Source organism: Streptomyces davaonensis JCM 4913, from assembly GCF_000349325.1.
Classification (GTDB): Bacteria; Actinomycetota; Actinomycetes; order Streptomycetales; family Streptomycetaceae; genus Streptomyces; species Streptomyces davaonensis.
Map to the genome: position 1 here is coordinate 7,117,010 of NC_020504.1, position 18,079 is coordinate 7,135,088.

An 18,079-nucleotide genomic window follows, 5' to 3' on the forward strand; every position below is an offset into this window, starting at 1 on the left:
GTCATCGCGGCGGCGGCAGGCCCGGCTCCCGTGCGAGCCGCCGCTCCTCCCGCCGTTGGGCCCGGCGCCGCAGGAACCGCCGGATGCGGGAGACGAGGAAGAACATGACGGCGAGCCCCGCGAGCAGGAGCGCCCCGGCGATGATCGCGGCCGCCTCCGGGTTGAATATCGCGAACGTGACGATCCCGGCGACTCCGAGGTCCTCGGCCAGGCTTACGATCACGTTGCTGAAGGGCTCCGGGGAGGTGTTGACCGCCATGCGTGTCCCGGCCTTGACCGCGTGGCTGGCGAGCGCGGAGGAGCCGCCGACCAGGCTCGCGGCCACGTCCGACAGCGAGCCACTCTGCCCCGCGAGCAGCGCGCCCACCCAGGCGCCGGCGAGCGGCCGGATCACGGTGTGCACCGAGTCCCACGCGGAGTCGACGTAGGGGATCTTGTCGGCGACGGCCTCGCACAGGAACAGCACGCCCGCCACGATCAGTACTTCGGGGCGCTGGAGCGTCTCGGGGACCTCGTCGCTCAATCCCGTCGCGCCGAATATGCCGAGGAGCAGCACCACCGCGTACGCGTTGATGCCGCTGGCCCAGCCGCTCGTGAAGACCAGAGGGAGTACGGACACGGACGCGATCGTAGCCAGTGGGCCGCCGCCCGGCGTGGGCCCGGGCACACAGGACTGAGTACGGGTACCTAGGCGGTGAGTTGAGTACCCGCGCGGATGGGGGCGGACCTGCGGGAACGAGAGAGTGGAGACACGGAGAAAGGGACCGGCTCCGGCACCGGCGACACGGGGCGCCGGAACGGAGCCGCCCCTGGATCCGCTCCTTCCGCCGGCCCGCGCGTCGGCGGAAGCGAGACACCGGGGAACCCGGGGAAACGACCGCACGGGGGAACCAACGGGGGAACGGGGAGTACGGGGGAGCACGGCGGAAGCGCCGGTTCGCGGTGGCACGTTGGGGGACGTGCCATGGCGGACCGGCGCTTCCGTACGTCCCGTACGGTCCCTAGCCCCGGCCGCTCACCCGGCCCTGAAGCAGCCTCGACAGAGCCGAGTGGACGTCGTCCAGGGAGCGCTCCGGCTGGAAGGACTGCCAGTCCAGGGCGGCCACCAGCACCATGCCGACCAGGGCCGCCGCGGTCAGCTGGATGTCGATCTCGTCGCTGAACTCGCCGCCCGCGACGCCGTCGCGCAGCACGCCCTCGACCACGGCGACGACGTCCTGCCGTACCACCATGAGCGTGGACTGCCAGGCCCGGTTGGTGCGCCACAGCTCGGCCACGTACAGCTGGGTGAAGGACGGGTAGGCGGCGATGAAGCCGAGCCCCGCGCGGATCATCGCGTCCAGGGCGTCGACCTTGCTGCCGCCCTCCCGGTCGGTCCGCTCGGCCGCCTCCTTCAAGGAGGCGGCGAGCAGACCCACGCCGTGCCGCAGCAGCTCCTCGAAGAGGACCGACTTGCTCGCGAAGTTGTAGTAGACCGTGCCCTTCGCGACCCCGGCCCGCTCGGCGATCTCGTCCACCGTGGTGGCGGAGAAGCCCTGCTCGGCGATGAGCGTGACGGCGGCCTCGTAGAGCTTCTGCCGGGTGGCCTCACGGCGCGTGCTGCCGCCCGACGCGGCGCTGCTGCTTTCCATGACCATGATTGTCCCGCGCGCGGTCACAGGGTCAGCTCCGGGTGCAGCCGGTCGAGCGTCCACACCTGGCGGCGGCGCGCCGACAGCGCGGTCAGCGCGAGGGCACCCGCGGTGAAGGCGACGAGCACCACGCACGCGTGCCAGACCGGTTCCAGGCCGCCGCCCGTGATGAGCCTCCGGAGGGCCTCGACGACGTAGCTCATCGGCAGGAAGGGGTGCAGCGCGTTGAAGAAGCCCGGACTGGTCTGCACGGGGTAGGTGCCGCCCGCGGAGGTCAGCTGGAGCATCAGCAGGGCGAGCACGAGGATCCGCCCGGCCGCGCCGAAGCGGGCGTTCAGCCACTGCACCAGGGACGCGAAGCACGCCGTCACCAGGAACAGGAAGCCCACCGTGCCGGCCGCGCGGGCCATCTGGAGCCCGACCGCCCAGTGCAGCACCGACATCAGGGCCACCGTCTGGAGCACTCCGATCACCACCACGGGCAGCCAGCCCGCCAGTGCGATCCGCCACGCGGAGGCGCCCGCCGCGAGCGCTCGCCGGTTCATCGGCGCGATCAGCATGTAGGCCACCATCGCGCCCACCCACAGGGACAGCGGGATGAAGTACGGGGCGAATCCGGTGCCGTAGTTGGGCGCCTTGTGCAGGTCCTCGGAGACCAGCCGGACCGGGTCCGACATCACTTCGGTGCGCTCGTCGCGGTCCCGCTCGCCGTAGTCGGGGATCTGCCCCGCGCCGTCGTGCAGCCCGTCCGAGAGCTGCCCGGAGCCGTCGACGAGCTTGTACAGGCCCGCCTTGAGGTCCTTGGCGCCGGTCCTGAGGTCGCCGACGCCCTTGTCCAGTTCGGTGGCGCCGGTGTCGGCGGTGCCGAGCCCGGTGTGCAGCTTCTTCGCCCCGGCGGCGACCTTTCCGGCGCCCTCGTTCAGGTCGTTGATCTTGGTGACGGCGTCGTCGAGGTCCTCGGAGAGCCGGGGCGCGCGGTCGGCGAGTGCCTGGGCCTGCTTCTCCAGGGTGGCCAGGTTCTTGTCGAGCTTGTCCAGGACGGCGGCGTGGTCGGTGAGCAGGGTGCTGACGTCGCCGGCGATCCCGGCCACGGTGGCTGCGGCGTCCTTGGCGATCTTCAGGTCGGCGCAGGCCGTGTCGGGCAGCACGGCGTCCTCACAGCGCGTCTTGTAGACGCCGCTCAGGTCCTCGGAGGCTTTGCGGGCGTCCTCGGCGGCGGTCGGTGCCCGTTCCACCAGAGCGTCGAGATTGTCGCGGATCGCCCCGGACGCGTCGGCGACCAGCTGGGCGGTGTCACCGATCGCCTTCTCGTTGTCCTTGAGGAAGGGACCGACCTTGTCGGCGGTCGCGTTGACCTTGTCGGCGAGCTTCTGGGTGCCCTCGGCGACCTTCGCGGAGCCGTCCTCCAGGTCGCCCGCGCCCTTGTCGAGCTTCTTCAGGCCCTTGGCCAGCTTGCCGCTGCCCGACTTGGCGTCCTTCAGGCCGTCGGCGAGGTCCCGCGAGCCCTTCTCGGCCTTCCCGATGCCGGTCTCCAGCTTGTCGGCGCCCTTGGCGGCCTTGACGGTCGCGCCGTGGATGTCGGAGAAGGAGATGAAGATCCGGTCCAGGAAGGACCGCGAGGCCTTGGTGGACGCGGCGTCCCGCACCTCGCTGAACACGGTCCGGGAGATCTGCCCGACGATGTAGTTGTTGGCGTCGTTGGTGCGCACCTGGAGCGCGCCGGTCTCCGGGGAGTCGCCCGAACTGGACGCGATCCGCTCGCTGAAGTCGGCCGGCATGGTCAGCGACAGGTAGTAGCGGCCGTCCTCCACGCCCGCGCGTGCCTCGTCGGCACTGACCTCGTGCCACTCGAAGACCTCGCTGTCGCGCAGCCCCTGCACGATGTCGTCGCCCGCCGCGATCTTCTTGCCGTCGGCCTTGGCACCCTGGTCGTCGTTCACGAGCGCCACGGGAATGCGGTCCAGACGGCTGTACGGGTCCCAGAACGACCACAGGTAGAGGGCGCCGTACAGCAGGGGCAGCACCAGCAGCGCCACCAGCGCGGCACGCGGCAGCTTCCCCCGCCCGAACCGCCGGATCTCAAGCGAGGCCAGCTTCGGCGCGCGCATCGGCGGACACCTCCTTCGCGTCGGTTCGGGAGCCCGCGGCGTCCTCGGGGCTCGCGTTGTCGTGCGGGTCCGCGGCATTCTCGGGGCTCGCGTCGTCGTGCGGGTCCGCCGCGTCCTCGGGGTCCGCCTCGTCTCGTGCATCCGCCGCGTCGCCGGCGCCCGTCTCGTCCTCGGCGACCGTCGACACGGTCACCGCCCCCTCCGGCGCCTCGCTGCACACCGCCACCACCGTCGTCCCCGCCTCGGCGATGGACCTCAGCAGCGTCCAGATCTCGGCCCGTTCGGCGTCGGAGAGCTTGAGGTCGGTGTCGTCGACGCCGAGCAGCCCCGGTTCGCCGATCAGCGCCAGCGCCACGGACAGCCTGAGCGCCTCCACCCGCTCCAGATCGCGTACGGCGGTCCTGGAGCCCTTCGGCAGGGCCTCCCGGTCGAGCCCGGCCGCGGTCAGCGCCCGGTCGATCCGCAGCCGGGTCTCCGTCGCCCGCTCGGCGCGCGGGCGCAGAAGGCCGCGCAGCGAGCCCCCGAACCGCCGCTGGAGCAGCGCCCGTTCGTGCAGGTGCTCGGCGACGGTCAGCGCCGGGTCGAGGTCGGTGACACCGGGGACATGGGCGAGGGCGCTGATCCGCCGCGCCGCCCCGAGCTGCTTCGGCAGCCCGGCCCCGCCCACCTCCGCCGTGCCCTCGGTCGCCTTCATCCGCCCGGTGAGCGCGAGCAGCAGACACGTGCGCCCGGATCCGGACGGCCCCTCCACCGCGATCAGTGAGCCCGGGTCCGCCTCGAAGGAGACCTCGCGGAACGCCCATCCGCGAGGTCCTTCGAGGCCAAGACCCCGGGCCGTGACGCCGACTCCGGCCACGGCTCCCCCATCCCCTGATTTGTGCACCACTGAATTGAACTGACTGGTCAGTGCAAAAACTAACCCGAACTGTCGATCGAAGCAAAAGTGCAGGTCAGAACGGATTGTCAGTGGCATACCTCACGATGGGCACATACGGCATCCGTGCCGTCACACAGACGACAGGAGGTTCGTCATGGCCAGCTACCACGCAGCCGCCGCCCGCCGGCGCCGCGCCACCGGCCCTGCCCCCTCACTGACCGGCCCGGCGAGCGATGTGCACCCCGTGCTGCGCCGGGCCACGGCGCCGCCCGCCGCCCTCGACCTGCTCGCCCAGGCCCGTGCCGGACTGGACGAGGCCGCCGTCCTGGAAACCCCCAACGAGCGCTATGCGACGGCCCACCTGGCCGCCCTGCGCACCGCCGCCGCCGTCCTCGCCGCGCGAGGGCGCCCGGAACCCAACTCCCGACGCCGGGCCCGCATCAGGAGCGCCTGGGAAGTGCTCCCCGAGATAGCGCCCGAGCTCGCCGAATGGAGCGCGCTGTTCGCCTCCGGGGCCCGCCGCCGCGCCCGGGCCGAGGCGGGCATCCAGGGCGCGGCCAGCCGCCGGGACGCCGACGACCTGATACGCGACGTGGCGATGTTCCTGCGCCTGGTCGAGCGGATGCTCGTCCTCCAGCCGGTGCTGCCACAGCCCCGCCAGGATGCCGACCAACAGCGGGACGGAGGAGGTGCCCCCGGCCAGGATTTCCCGGACGCGGGCTGACTCCCGGGCCGACGGGTCCGCCGGTTGAGACGCGGGGCGGGGCAGGACGCCGCAGGGACCGGGTGCCGGGCCGAAGGCAATAGGGTGGGACCCGCCTGAAGCCGTCCTGTTCCGAGGAGTCAACTGCCGTGTCGGACCCGAGCCGCCCCCGCGCCTCTCTCCGTACCGCCGTGGTCTGGGAGGTCCTTCAGGACGCCCTCGACCGCCAGGTCAAGGCCACCGGCCGGGAGGCGCTGGACGTCCTCGACGCCGGGGGCGGCAGCGGCAAGTTCGCCGTGCAGGTCGCCCGCCTCGGCCACCGGGTCACCGTGGTCGACCCCAGCCCCAACGCCCTGTTCGCGCTGGAGCGCCGCGCTGCCGAGGCCGGCGTCGCCGACCGCGTCCAGGGCGTCCAGGGCGACGCCCACGGCCTGTTCGACGTGGTCGAGCGCGGCGGCTACGACGCGGTGCTGTGCCACGGCGTCCTGGAGTACGTCGACGACCCCGCCGAGGGTGTCCGCAACGCCGTGGCCGCCCTGCGCCCGGAGGGCGTCCTCAGCCTGCTCGCGGCCGGTCTCGGCGGCGCCGTGCTGGCCCGCGCCCTCGCCGGCCACTTCAAGGAGGCCAAGCAGGCCCTTCAGGACCCGAACGGCCGCTGGGGGGCGGGTGACCCCGTGCCGCACCGCTTCACCGCCGAACAGCTCACCGCGCTGGTCGAGGGAGCGGGCCTGCGCGTCGGCGCGGTGCACGGCGTACGGGTCTTCGCCGACCTGGTGCCCGGCGTTCTGGTGGACACCGAGCCCGGGGCCCTGGAGGCGCTGCTCAAGCTGGAGGAGGCGGCGGCCGAGCTGCCCGCCTTCCACTCCGTGGCCACGCAGCTTCATGTGCTCGGTGAGACGCGGGGGACCTCGGAGGGCTGAGCCCGCTCCTGGGGCGCGCCGCTGATCAGGGACTTGGCTGCACATGGAGTACGCCACAGGCCCCCCGATCGGGCGCTCAGCGCCGTATGATCGAGGGAGACCGTTCCGGCATGACGGGTCGGCCGCTGGGGAATGAAGATCTCAGCGAGCCGGGACGTGCATGCCGGAGCCCGGTTGGCCAATTGGCGTAGAGGGGCGGGTTTCACGGGGGCGATTCCCTGCCTATCCTGAAGGGACCCCCCGGGTCGCCCCGGCGACTGCACGATGAGGAGGACTCCGTGCCGCTCTCGGAGCACGAGCAGCGCATGCTCGAGCAGATGGAGCGAGCGCTGTACGCCGAAGATCCCAAGTTCGCGACAGCGCTTGAGGGAAGCGGGCTGCGCACGTACACCCGGCGACGGGTGTATCAGGCGGTCGCCGGCTTTCTCGTGGGTATCGCGCTCCTCATGGCTGGAATGGTCGCCAAGCAGGTCTGGCTCAGCGTGGTGGGATTCCTCGTCATGCTGGGCTGTGCGGTACTCGCCGTGACCGGCTGGCGCAAGGCCCCCAAGCCGGGTGAACAGCCGGCAGGCGGTCAGCAGGCCAGCCGTCAGGGTCGGACCAAGCGCTCCATGATGGACCGGATCGAGCAGCGCTGGCAGCGGCGCCGCGACGAACAGGGCCACTAGCGCAACACGAGCCGCAGCTCCTGGACATACGTGAGGGGGCGACCACCGCGGGTGGTCGCCCCCTCACGCACGCCCTCACACCGGTGACGCGAACACGACGGGAATCATGAGCAAGGCCCGGACGGGATCACCCGCCCGGGCCTTCCTCGTCCCGTCTCAGCCCTGCTGCCCCGACGCCTTCCGCAGCGGCGGCCGGGCCGCGGAGACCCGCGCCTTGACCCCGCTCCACCACTCGGCCGCCGCCCACACCACACGCACGGTCGAACGCGGCATGAAGAGTGCTCGAATCCGGGTGCCCCGGCTGACCGTGGACCGCAGGGCGGCCACCACTCGGCGGACGTCCTGGGCGAGCCCCGCCGTCGGCCGCGGCCGCGGCGCGTACAGCACCTGCTCCACGGCGTCGGCCAGCCGGTGCACCGAGGCCGCGGCCTCCGCATCGAGATGCCCGAGCCGGACGATCCGGGCGGCCGACTTGCGTGGGGTCTGAGAGTCGTCCGGCGCGATCCCGAAGTCCCACGCCGTGTCGGTCAGCTCCTGCCAGACCGCCAGGATGTGCGGGGCCGCGTCGGCCTCGCTCCGGCCGTGCGCCCCGAGCCGTACGGCCCGGGTCCGCAGCCGCCACAGCATCGGTGACAGCGGGATCAGCAGCGCCACAAGACCGGCGAGGGACCAGGCCAGCAAGGCGTACCACTTCGGGCCGTCGTCGTTCGCGGCCAGGGCGGCCTGCGGGGACTCACTGGCGCACAGCTCAGGGTTGCCGCCCGCCGCGCAGCTCTCGCTCTCCGAGGGCGCCTCGCTCGGCACCGCGCTGGCCGACTGGGTCGGCCGCGCCACGTCCGGCAGGGTGCTGCCGGGCGCGTCCGTCTGGGTGTACGACGGGACGGAGCCGCGGGTCGGGGTCGGTTCGAAGCGGGTCCAGCCGACGCCCTCGAAGTACAGCTCGGGCCAGGCGTGGGCGTCCTTCAGGCCCACCGACACCGACTTGTCGCTCTCCGGGGTGCCCGGCGCGAAGCCCACCGCCACCCGTGCCGGTATGCCCAGGGAGCGGGCCATCGCCGCCATCGAGAAGGAGAAGTGGACGCAGAAGCCCTGCTTGTCCCGCAGGAACCGGACGATCGCGTTGGAACCGCTGCCGACCTGCACTTGGGTGTCGTACTGGAAGCCGCCGGTGACGGCGAAGAACTCCTGGAGCTTGACGGCCTGCTCGTAGTGGCTGTTCGCGCCGTCGGTGACCTCGCGCGCGGTCTGCCTGACCTCCTCCGGCAGCGACGAGGGCAGCTTGGTGAACTCGCGCTTGATCGCGGCCGACGGTTCCGCTGCCGAGTCGAGCTGCTCCGCCGTGGGCTGCACATTGAGGCTGCGCACGGTGTAGGTCATGCCGCGGGTGTTCTGGCCGTGGTCGCCCACCAGGGTCATGCCGAGCGGTTCGTAGCGCCAGTTGCCCTCGATGTCCACGCCGCTCGGCGGGTAGGGCATCGGCAGCCAGTCCTGGGCGTACCAGTTCGCCGCCGAGACCCGGGTGACGATCTCCGTGCGCTTGATGTCGGGGCCCAGCCCGATGGGGGTGGGGAACTCGTCCGGCACCGAGGTGATGTTCCGCTTGGACGGCTTCCAGGTGGTGCCGTCGAAGTCGTCCAGGGACACGATCCGCAGATACATGTTGGACAGGTCGTTGGTGTTGGTGCGCAGGGAGAGGACCTGGCGGTCCTCGTCCACGTTCAGGCTGTCGCGCAGGGACACCAGCGGGTTCACCGCGGAGATGGTGCCGCCGCTTCCGGACCCGGAGCCCACCCCGGTGCCCGCGCCGTCCAGCAGGCCGCCGTTCATCGCGGGCAGCCCGAGCGGCACCACCAGGGCGATGCCGAGCGCCACCACGCCGATCCGCCGCCCGGTGCGCACCGGTGCCACCGCGCCGGGCTCGCCGCCCGGAACGCGCGGGGCGCCGCCGAAGACGCGGCCCCACTGCGAGAGCCGGTCCCGGCCCTCGGCCAGCAGCAGCATCAGATAGCCGGCCGCCGCGACCAGGAACCACAGCCAGTCGGCGCCGCCCTCGGACAGTCCCGCGGCGACCGAGTACAGCGCCAGCAGCGGCAGGCCCGCCGGGGCCGCGCTGCGGAAGGTGACCGCGAGGGTGTCCACCGCCAGGCCGATCACCAGCACACCGCCGACGAGCATCAGCCGGATGCCGTCGGACAGCGGCGCCGGGATGGCGTACCGGCTGACGTCGTCGGTGCCCGTCTGCAGCAGGTCGGCGAAGTAGGTGAAGGCCTCCGGGCCCGGCACCAGGCCGAGCAGCGCCTGCTCCCGCGCGAAGGCGAGGGTCAGCAGCATCAGCGTGACCAGGGCCTGTGCGGCGACGGTCAGCGAGCGGGCCAACGGCACCCGGCGGGCTGCCATGCCGACACCCGTCTGCACGGCCAGCAGGAGGGTCGCCTGGAAGAGCCAGGTGGGCTCGTCGACGAGGGGGAGCAGGGCGCAGGCCGCGGCCAGTGTGGCCACAGCGGCGCACAGCGCCAGTCGTGCCCGCCCGCTCATGCCGGTCCCTCCCCACCACTCGCGGCGACGACGCCCGCGCGCTCACGGTCCGCCTGGCGCCACAGCTCGTTCAGCGGGGCGCCGCGCGGCACGCTCAGGGCCGTCCAGCCCGACTCCCGCAGCATCCGCAGCCGCTCCTCGCTCCTGTCGAACGGCCGGGCCGTGTCGGACGGTTCCCGCGCCCAGGTCTCGCTGTCCAGCAGGAAGGCGACCGCGCCCCCACTGCGCTGGCGCATCTTGGCGGCCACCGCGGCCTGTTCCTCGTCGAGGTCGCCGAAGAACGCCACCAGCAGCCCCTCGTTGCCCCCGCGCAGCACGTCGTAGGCGCGGGACAGGCCGGTGCCGTCGGAGTGGTCGATCACCGCGAGGGTGTCCATCATCAGCCCGGCCGCGTCGGCCGACTCCTGGTTGGCCCCGGCGAAACCGTCGGCGCCCTCCCCGGGCACCGAGCTGCCGGTGTCGGTCAGCAGCCGGACCGAGAAACCCCGCTCCAGCATGTGCACCAGGACGGAGGCCGTGCCCGACACGGCCCACTCGAAGGCCGAGTCCGGGCCCGCGCCCTCGAAGGCCAGGCCCCGGGTGTCCAGCAGCACCGTGCAGCGGGCGCGCTGCGGCTGCTCCTCGCGGCGCACCATCAGCTCGCCGTAGCGGGCGGTGGAGCGCCAGTGCACCCGGCGCAGATCGTCGCCGTAGCGGTAGCCGCGCGGGATCACGTCGTCCTCGCCGGCCAGGGCCAGCGAGCGCTGCCGTCCGTCGCCGTACCCCTTGGCCTCGCCGCTGAGGCGGACCGGGGGCAGGGGTTCCACGCGCGGGATGACCGTGAGGGTGTCGAAGGTGGAGAAGGAGCGGGTCAGCTCGCACATGCCGAAGGGGTCGTTCAGACGCAGCTGGAGCGGGCCCAGCGGGTAGCGGCCGCGCAGGTCGGAGCGGACGCGGTAGGAGACCTCGCGACGGCCGCCCGCCTCCACCCGGTCCAGCACGAAGCGGGGGCGCGGGCCCAGGACGTAGGGCACCCGGTCCTGGAGCATCAGCAGGCCGGTGGGCAGCCGCGAGACGTTGTCCATCCGCAGATGGACCCGGGCCTCGCTGCCGGCGGGCACCCGCGCGGGGGAGAGCCGACGGCTGCCGGCCACCCGGTAGCGGGTGCGGTAGAGCACGCCCGCGCAGACCAGGGGCAGCACCGCGAGCAGCAGGCCCACCCGCAGCAGATCGCTCTGCCCGAGGACGTACGCGCAGATCGCGGCCGCCACTCCGGCGGCCAGGAAGGAGCGGCCGCGGGTGGTCAGACCCGACAGCGCGGTGCGCACGCCGCCCTGCTCGCCCCGGTCGGCCTCCGCGTGCCCCGTCCCCCCGGTGCTCATCACAGCCTCCGCGGCGGCTGCTGGGGATACGCCGGGGTGCCGCGGCCGAGGCCGCCCAGGCCGCTCTGCTGAGGCGCGGAGGGCACCGGGGTGCGCTGGAGGATCTCCTGCACGACCTGTTCCGACGTACGACGGTTGAGCTGGGCCTGGGCGGTGGGCAGCAGCCGGTGGGCCAGGACGGCCACGGCGAGGGCCTGCACATCGTCCGGCAGGGCGTAGTCCCGGCCGCTCAGCGCGGCGGACGCCTTCGCCGCGCGCAGCAGATGCAGCGTCGCGCGCGGGGAGGCGCCGAGTCTGAGGTCGGGGTGGTTACGCGTGGCGGCGACCAGGTCGACGGCGTAGCGCCGGACCGGCTCGGCGACATGGACACCGCGGACGGCGTCGATCAGCTTCACGATGTCGTGCGCGTGGGCCACCGGCTGGAGGTCGTCCAGCGGGTTCACGCCGCCGTGGATGTCGAGCATCTGGAGCTCGGCGTCCGCGCTCGGGTAGCCGATGGAGACCCGGGCCATGAAGCGGTCGCGCTGCGCCTCGGGCAGCGGGTACGTGCCCTCCATCTCGACCGGGTTCTGGGTGGCCACCACCATGAAGGGGCTGGGCAGCTCGTACGTCTGTCCGTCGATGGTGACCTGCCGCTCCTCCATGGACTCCAGCAGCGCCGACTGGGTCTTGGGCGAGGCGCGGTTGATCTCGTCGCCGATCACGATCTGCGCGAAGATCGCACCCGGCTTGAATTCGAAATCCCGCTGCTGCTGGTCCCAGATGGACACACCGGTGATGTCCGAGGGCAGCAGGTCGGGCGTGAACTGGATACGCCGCACCGAGCAGTCGATCGACCGTGCCAGCGCCTTGGCCAGCATTGTCTTGCCCACGCCGGGGACGTCCTCGATCAGAAGATGTCCCTCGGCGAGCAGCACGGTCAGCGAAAGCCGTACGACCTCGGGCTTGCCCTCGATCACTCCCTCCACCGAACTGCGGACACGCTCCACGGTGGCGGTCAGATCAGTGAGGCTCGCTCGATCGTCATAGGTCGTCACCCGGCCCTCCTCGGCCCGTTCTTTCCGGGCCGACGCTCTGCGATGCGGACCGGCCCACCCCGAAACACGGACACCACACGCGGATAGTTCCGTGTGACGCCACACTCGCATTCTTGCTGCCGTTACCGATTCGTGTCACTCGCCTGTGGACAAGTGCCTGCGATATGTCGGGTTTTACTGCCTTTTGGGCGCCCCGGAGTCGGAAATCAACAGCGAAACGACAGGTTCAGGGGGAGGTTACGCGGGGTCGATCTCGCGCATCAGGCCGGTCCGCACATCGAAGACGAAGCCGCGCACATCGTCGGTGTGGACCAGGAACGGCGAGGTCCGCACGCGCTGCATGGACTGGCGTACGTCCTGGTCGACGTCCCGGAAGGCCTCCACGGCCCAGGCCGGGCGCTGGCCGACCTCCATCTCCAGGTCGTGCCGGAAATCCTCGGTGAGGGTCTCCATGCCGCAGCCGGTGTGATGGATCAGCACGACACTGCGGGTGCCGAGCGCCCGCTGGCTGATGGTGAGGGAGCGGATCACGTCGTCGGTGACGACGCCGCCCGCGTTACGGATGGTGTGACAGTCGCCGAGCTCGAGGCCGAGCGCGGCGTGCAGGTCGAGCCGGGCGTCCATGCAGGCCACCACGGCGACGTGCAGGACCGGACGGGCGTCCATGCCGGGATCGGCGAACGCGGTGGCGTAGGCCTCGTTCGCCTCGACGAGACGGTCGGTGACCGTGCCGCCGTCGGCTATGGAGCCGTGGGGACCTGCGGGTACCGATGCAGATGTCGACATGGCTATGACGGTACTGGTCACCTCGCGTCCCGTCCCTCTGTGAGAGAGGACAAAGAACGTCATTGAGCCCTGTTGTGAGCTAACCCACAAGGCGGGTACGAGTGCGCCTGTAGGAGTGAATTTCCCCGGTACGAGGCTTCGCGCCGACCCCGGGCCGCGCCGCGCAGGCCGGTTGATTGACCGCGCGACAGGGTGGACTAAAGTGACGCGAAGCGGGAGGCGAGGCCTCCCTGATGGACTGAAACTTCACGAGCGGGCGGGGACCCGGCGGTGCGTACCGCCCGCCGGACCTGAGAGGGCCCCTTGAGCAACAGTCGACATGTCCCGGTGATGCTCCAGCGGTGCCTGGACATGTTGGCCCCCGCCCTCCAGGCACCCGGAGCGGTCGTCGTCGACTGCACGCTCGGCCTCGGCGGCCACAGCGAGGCCCTCCTCCAGCAGTTCCCCGAGGCCCGCCTCGTCGCCCTGGACCGGGACAAGGAGGCCCTGCGCCTGTCCGGCGAGCGGCTCGCCCCCTTCGGCGAGCGGGCCACCCTGGTGCACGCCGTCTACGACGAGCTGCCCGACGTACTGACCAGACTCGGCATCCCGCGCGTCCAGGGCGTGCTGTTCGACCTCGGCGTCTCCTCCATGCAGCTCGACGAGGCCGACCGCGGCTTCGCCTACGCCCAGGACGCCCCCCTCGACATGCGCATGGACCAGACGACAGGCATGAGCGCGGCCGAGGTCCTCAACACCTACCCCCCGGGTGAGCTGGTGCGGATCCTGCGCGCGTACGGCGAGGAGAAGCAGGCCAAGCGGATCGTGGCCGCCGTCGTGCGCGAGCGCGAGAAGGAGCCGTTCAGCAACAGCGCGCGGCTGGTGGAGCTGATCCGGGACGCGCTGCCGCAGGCCGCCAAGCGCACCGGCGGCAACCCGGCCAAGCGCACCTTCCAGGCTCTGCGCATCGAGGTCAACGGCGAGCTGTCCGTCCTGGAGCGGGCGATCCCGGGCGCCGTGAAGGCCCTCGCGGTGGGTGGCCGGATCGCCGTGCTGTCGTACCACTCGCTGGAGGACCGGCTGGTCAAGCAGGTGTTCGCGGCCGGTGCCGCCACCACGGCGCCGCCCGGACTTCCGGTGGTCCCCGAGCAGTACCAGCCGCGGCTCAAGCTGCTCACGCGCGGTGCCGAACTTCCCACCGAGGAAGAGGTCGCCGAGAACCGCCGGGCGGCACCGGCGCGGCTGCGCGGGGCGGAGCGCATCAGGGAGGACGTCGAGTGACCCGTACTCACGGGAGGACGAGTGAGTAGGAAACTCCAACCGAGGCGGGGCCGGTGAGTGGGAAATTCCAACCGAGGCGGGGCCGGTGAGTAGGAAACCCGAACTGAGGGGCAGGGCCGCCAAGCTCGCCCGGCTCCTCCCGGCCGGACCGGGACAGGCCGCCCGCACCCCCTTCGTGCTCCTGGTCGTCCTGCTGCTCGGCGGTGGTCTCATCGGGCTGCTGGTGCTGAACTCCGCCCTCAGCGCGGGCGCGTTCCGGCTCGACGACCTCCAGAAGGAGACCAAGAGCCTCACCGACGAGGAACAGGCGCTCCAGCGGGACGTCGACGCCTACTCCGCGCCGGACGCCCTCCAGCGCCGGGCCCGTGAGCTGGGCATGGTGCCGGGCGGCGACCCGGCCTTCCTCGACCCCGACGGCACCGTCAAGGGCGTCCCCGCCCCGGCCCCCGCCGCCGCCCGCGGAAACGTCGTACCGAATCCGCTGGTCCTGGCCCCCGAGGCGTTCGTGACCACGTCCCCGACCCCCACGACACCCGGCAGGTGACGGAAGAGTGGCCGACTCAGGCAAGCAACCGCCGCGCCGCCGGGTGCCAGGACCCGCCCGGCCCGAGCGTCCCGCGAACCGGCGCACCCCGGGACCCGGCGCCCGACCGGCCCGCCGCCCCGCGCAGCCCCGCCCCGCGGCCCCCCAGGCCCTCCGTCTCGGCAGCCCCCGCCCGCGGCTGCGCATGGTCAGCCTGGCGCTGACCCTCGTCCTGATCGCCTTCGTCATCCGGCTCCTCCAGGTCCAGGCCGTGGACGCCGGCACCTATGCCGCCAAGGCCGAGAAGAACCGGTACGTCGGCTACACGCTGGCCGCCGAGCGCGGCGGCATCACCGACCGCAACGGCGTGGCGCTCGCCGCCAGCGTGGACGCGTACGACATCACGGCCGACCCCACGATGTTCACGCGCAAGGCGCTCAAGACCTCCGACGGCCCGGAGCAGGCCGCAGCGCTGCTCGCGCCGATCCTTGGCCAGGAACAGGCCGCCCTGGCCAAGAAGCTCAGGGCGAAGGGCCAGTACGTCCTGCTCTCCCGCCGCCAGACCCCGCAGGTCTGGAAGCAGATCAAGGACCTCAAGAGCGCGCTCGCCACCAAGGCCGAGTCCGACCCGGGCACCGTCAACGCCCTCGCGGGCGTCTTCTCGGTCGCCAGCAGCAAGCGCGTGTACCCCAACGGCGACCTGGCCGCCGGGATACTGGGCTGGGTCAACTACGACGGCAAGGGCGGCGGCGGGGTCGAGCGGCAGCTGGAGCAGGAGCTGGCCGGCCAGGACGGCAAGATCCGCTACGCCCAGTCCGGCGGCCGCCAGGTGCCGACCGCCGGTTCCACCGAGACGCCCGCGGTGCCCGGCAGCGATGTCGAGCTCACCATCGACCGCGACATCCAGTGGGCGGCGCAGAACGCGATCAGCGAGCAGGTGAAGGAGTCCAAGGCCGACCGAGGCTATGTGATCGTCCAGGACACCAGGACCGGCGAGATCCTCGCCATGGCCAACTCACCCGGCTTCGACCCGGGCGACCTGTCCAAGGCCGACGGGAGCTCCCTGCACAACTGGAGCCTGGAGGACGCCTACGAGCCCGGCTCCACGGCCAAGGTGATGTCGATGGCCGCCGTACTGGAGGAGGGCGCGGCCACCCCCGACACCCATGTCGTGGTGCCCAACCGGCTGCACCGCGGCGACCGGCTCTTCCGGGACGACATCGACCACGCCACCTGGTACCTCACGCTCAACGGCGTGCTCGCCAAGTCCAGCAACATCGGCACCATCCTGGCCACCGGACAGCTCGGCAGGACGCAGCAGGAGTCCAACAAGGTCCTCTACTCCTACTTGCGCAAGTTCGGCCTCGGCAGCCACACCGGCCTGGACTTCCCCGGCGAGACCAGGGGCATCCTCGCGCCGCCCGAGGAGTGGTCGACCTCGCAGCAGTACACGATTCCTTTCGGCCAGGGCGTCTCCATCAACGCGATGCAGGCCGCCTCCGTCTACTCGACGATCGCCAACGGCGGCGTCCGCGTGGAACCCACCCTCGTCCGCGGCACCAAGGGGCCCGACGGACGCTTCACCCCCGCCGAGAAGCCCGAGAAGACACGGGTCGTCAGCACCAGGACGGCGAAGACCCTCGCCAAGATGCTGGAGTCGGTCGTGGACGACCGGGAGGGCACCGGCACCAAGGCCCGCATCCCCGGCTACCGGGTCGCGGGCAAGACCGGTACGGCCAACCGCGTGGATCCGGCCACCGGCAAGTACCGCGGCTACACCTCCTCCTTCGCCGGGTTCGCGCCCGCCGACCAGCCCCGGGTCACCGTCTACTGCGCCATCCAGAACGCCACCAAGGGCAGCTACTTCGGCGGCCAGATCTGCGGGCCCGTCTACAAGCAGGTCATGGAGTTCGCCCTGAAGACCCTCCAGGTCCCGCCGACCGGGGCCGGAGCCGCCAACCTCCCGGTCACCTTCACGCCCTGATCAGTACCGAGCAGCCAGGAACCACCTCGTGACAACGATCACCCCTGATCCCCGGAACCACGGACCGTCCGCCGACTCGCTTCGCTCCGAGGCGGGTGGGCCCGGTACGCTCACCGCCGTGCCACACGCTGATCAGTCCCAAACCACCCAGAAGGGCGCACCCGTGACATATCCCGGGCCGCCCCGGCCGGTCCAGGTCTCCGCCACACCCCTCGCGGAGCTCGCCGACCAGCTGGGTGCCGCACGGCCGGGCCAGGACGCGGAGGTCACGGGCATCACCCATGACTCGCGCGCCGTCCGCCCCGGCGATCTGTACGCCGCCCTGCCGGGCGCCCGCCTGCACGGCGCCGACTTCGTCACGCAGGCCGCGGGCCTCGGCGCGGTCGCCGTACTGACCGACCCGACCGGCGCCGAACGCGCCGCCGCCACGGGTCTGCCCGTGCTGGTGGTGGACGATCCGCGCGGGCAGATGGGCGAGCTGGCGGCCACGATCTACGGCCGGCCCGGTCGTGACCTGCTCCAGATCGGCATCACCGGCACCTCCGGCAAGACCACCACGGCCTATCTCGTCGAGGGCGGTCTGAAGACGGTCCGGTCCACCGGCCTCATCGGCACCGTGGAGATGCGCATCGGCGACGAGCGCATCAAGTCCGAGCGCACCACGCCCGAGGCCACCGACCTCCAGGCCCTGTTCGCCGTCATGCGCGAGCGCGGGGTCGAGGCGGTCGCGATGGAGGTCTCCAGCCACGCACTGGTCCTCGGCCGGGTCGACGGCTGCGTCTTCGACATCGCCGTCTTCAACAACCTCAGCCCGGAACACATGGAGTTCCACTCCGACATGGAGGACTACTTCCGGGCCAAGGCACAGCTGTTCACGCCGGAGCGCAGCAAACTCGGCGTGATCAACCTCGACGACGAGTACGGCCGTCGGCTCACCAAGGAGGCCACGGTCCCCGTCGTCACCTTCTCCGCCGAGGGCCACCCCGACGCCGACTGGCGCGCCGAGGACGTCCAGGTCGGGCCCATGGACTCGACGTTCACCGTCGTCGGCCCCAAGGGCGAGCGGATCAGCGCCCGCTCGCCGCTGGCCGGACCGTTCAACGTGGCCAACACCCTCGCCTCGGTCGTCGCCCTGGCCGTCGCGGGCCTCGACCCGCAGGAAGCCGCCGACGGCATCGCCGCCGTCCCCGGGGTGCCGGGCCGGCTGGAGCGGGTGGACGCGGGCCAGCCCTATCTCGCGGTCGTGGACTACGCCCACAAGACCGACGCCGTCGAATCGGTTCTGCGCGCCCTGCGCAAGGTCACCGAGGGCAAGCTCCACATCGTGCTCGGCTGCGGCGGCGACCGGGACACCACCAAGCGGGCGCCGATGGGCGCCGCCGCGGCCCGGCTCGCCGACACGGCCGTACTGACCTCCGACAACCCCCGCTCCGAGGACCCCCTCGCGATCCTCGCGGCCATGCTCCAGGGCGCGGCCTCCGTGCCCCAGCACGAGCGCGGCGAGGTCCAGGTCTTCGAGGACCGGGCCGCCGCCATCGCCGCCGCGGTCGCCCGGGCGCGGCCCGGGGACACCGTGCTGGTCGCGGGCAAGGGCCATGAGCAGGGCCAGGACATCGCCGGGGTGGTGCGTCCCTTCGACGACCGCCAGGTGCTTCGCGAAGCTATCCAGCAGACCCAGGGATGAAC

The 18,079-nt window shown here is 72.0% G+C and carries 15 protein-coding genes; 7 read left to right on the forward strand and 8 right to left on the reverse strand.

Going from position 1 to position 18,079, the window contains the following annotated elements; translation table 11 throughout:
* Position 1: 1 nt before the first annotated feature.
* From BN159_RS31400 to BN159_RS31415, 4 genes are all read right to left on the reverse strand, one after another.
* Positions 2–619, reverse strand: coding sequence for a DUF4126 domain-containing protein (locus tag BN159_RS31400; protein ID WP_015661054.1), 618 nt, complete (start codon positions 617–619; stop codon positions 2–4).
* A 382-nt stretch (positions 620–1,001) separates the two neighbouring features.
* Positions 1,002–1,631, reverse strand: coding sequence for a TetR/AcrR family transcriptional regulator (locus BN159_RS31405; protein WP_041822046.1), 630 nt, complete (start codon positions 1,629–1,631; stop codon positions 1,002–1,004).
* A gap of 23 nt (positions 1,632–1,654) precedes the next feature.
* The gene (locus BN159_RS31410) at positions 1,655–3,739 is read right to left on the reverse strand and encodes a YhgE/Pip domain-containing protein (RefSeq protein WP_015661056.1); all 2,085 of its coding nucleotides are present in this window, start codon (positions 3,737–3,739) and stop codon (positions 1,655–1,657) included.
* Complete coding sequence (locus BN159_RS31415) at positions 3,711–4,595, reverse strand: ATP-binding cassette domain-containing protein (protein WP_015661057.1); 885 nt, start codon at positions 4,593–4,595, stop codon at positions 3,711–3,713. Before BN159_RS31415 ends, BN159_RS31410 begins: the two co-directional genes overlap by 29 nt.
* A gap of 175 nt (positions 4,596–4,770) precedes the next feature.
* Here BN159_RS31415 and BN159_RS31420 point away from each other — a divergent pair, with 175 nt between their 5' ends.
* From BN159_RS31420 to BN159_RS31430, 3 genes are all read left to right on the forward strand, one after another.
* On the forward strand, positions 4,771–5,340 hold the full coding sequence (locus BN159_RS31420; RefSeq protein WP_015661058.1) for an SAV_6107 family HEPN domain-containing protein: 570 nt from the start codon (positions 4,771–4,773) through the stop codon (positions 5,338–5,340).
* A 128-nt stretch (positions 5,341–5,468) separates the two neighbouring features.
* Complete coding sequence (locus tag BN159_RS31425; protein WP_015661059.1) at positions 5,469–6,239, forward strand: methyltransferase; 771 nt, start codon at positions 5,469–5,471, stop codon at positions 6,237–6,239.
* A 278-nt stretch (positions 6,240–6,517) separates the two neighbouring features.
* The gene (locus tag BN159_RS31430; protein ID WP_015661060.1) at positions 6,518–6,907 is read left to right on the forward strand and encodes a DUF3040 domain-containing protein; all 390 of its coding nucleotides are present in this window, start codon (positions 6,518–6,520) and stop codon (positions 6,905–6,907) included.
* 156 nt (positions 6,908–7,063) lie between these two features.
* Here BN159_RS31430 and BN159_RS31435 read toward each other — a convergent pair whose 3' ends face one another.
* The 4 genes from BN159_RS31435 to BN159_RS31450 all read right to left on the reverse strand — a co-directional run bounded on the left by BN159_RS31435 (position 7,064) and on the right by BN159_RS31450 (position 12,626).
* A complete protein-coding gene (locus BN159_RS31435; RefSeq protein ID WP_015661061.1) occupies positions 7,064–9,442 on the reverse strand; it encodes a transglutaminase TgpA family protein in 2,379 nt (792 codons plus the stop codon).
* Positions 9,439–10,803 (reverse strand): DUF58 domain-containing protein, encoded by a 1,365-nt coding sequence (locus BN159_RS31440; protein ID WP_015661062.1) that lies wholly within the window; start codon positions 10,801–10,803, stop codon positions 9,439–9,441. The genes BN159_RS31435 and BN159_RS31440 overlap by 4 nt, the downstream gene beginning before the upstream one ends.
* The gene (locus BN159_RS31445; protein ID WP_015661063.1) at positions 10,803–11,840 is read right to left on the reverse strand and encodes an AAA family ATPase; all 1,038 of its coding nucleotides are present in this window, start codon (positions 11,838–11,840) and stop codon (positions 10,803–10,805) included. The genes BN159_RS31440 and BN159_RS31445 overlap by 1 nt, the downstream gene beginning before the upstream one ends.
* Before the next feature lie 237 nt (positions 11,841–12,077).
* Positions 12,078–12,626: a beta-class carbonic anhydrase gene (locus BN159_RS31450; RefSeq protein ID WP_041820085.1), complete on the reverse strand. Its 549-nt coding sequence runs from the start codon at positions 12,624–12,626 to the stop codon at positions 12,078–12,080.
* Between the two features lie 303 nt (positions 12,627–12,929).
* Between BN159_RS31450 and rsmH the strand changes: the two genes are divergently transcribed.
* The 4 genes from rsmH (at position 12,930) to BN159_RS31470 (ending at position 18,077) form a co-directional block, all read left to right on the forward strand.
* Positions 12,930–13,886, forward strand: coding sequence for a 16S rRNA (cytosine(1402)-N(4))-methyltransferase RsmH (gene rsmH / locus BN159_RS31455; RefSeq protein ID WP_078598906.1), 957 nt, complete (start codon positions 12,930–12,932; stop codon positions 13,884–13,886).
* An 85-nt stretch (positions 13,887–13,971) separates the two neighbouring features.
* Positions 13,972–14,430, forward strand: coding sequence for a septum formation initiator family protein (locus BN159_RS31460; RefSeq protein ID WP_015661066.1), 459 nt, complete (start codon positions 13,972–13,974; stop codon positions 14,428–14,430).
* A 7-nt stretch (positions 14,431–14,437) separates the two neighbouring features.
* Entirely contained in the window at positions 14,438–16,393 is a 1,956-nt protein-coding gene (locus BN159_RS31465) for a peptidoglycan D,D-transpeptidase FtsI family protein (protein WP_015661067.1), read from the forward strand.
* Between the two features lie 163 nt (positions 16,394–16,556).
* Complete coding sequence (locus BN159_RS31470; RefSeq protein WP_041822048.1) at positions 16,557–18,077, forward strand: UDP-N-acetylmuramoyl-L-alanyl-D-glutamate--2,6-diaminopimelate ligase; 1,521 nt, start codon at positions 16,557–16,559, stop codon at positions 18,075–18,077.
* Positions 18,078–18,079 lie beyond the last annotated feature (2 nt).

What these genes read in the sequence shown, in the direction of transcription:
- BN159_RS31435 (WP_015661061.1), bottom strand. Translation starts at nt 9,442, where the DNA reads ATGAGCGGGCGGGCACGACTGGCGCTGTGCGCCGCTGTGGCCACACTG.
- BN159_RS31420 (WP_015661058.1), top strand. Translation starts at nt 4,771, where the DNA reads ATGGCCAGCTACCACGCAGCCGCCGCCCGCCGGCGCCGCGCCACCGGC.
- BN159_RS31405 (WP_041822046.1), bottom strand. Translation starts at nt 1,631, where the DNA reads ATGGAAAGCAGCAGCGCCGCGTCGGGCGGCAGCACGCGCCGTGAGGCC.
- BN159_RS31410 (WP_015661056.1), bottom strand. Translation starts at nt 3,739, where the DNA reads ATGCGCGCGCCGAAGCTGGCCTCGCTTGAGATCCGGCGGTTCGGGCGG.
- BN159_RS31440 (WP_015661062.1), bottom strand. Translation starts at nt 10,803, where the DNA reads ATGAGCACCGGGGGGACGGGGCACGCGGAGGCCGACCGGGGCGAGCAG.
- BN159_RS31450 (WP_041820085.1), bottom strand. Translation starts at nt 12,626, where the DNA reads ATGTCGACATCTGCATCGGTACCCGCAGGTCCCCACGGCTCCATAGCC.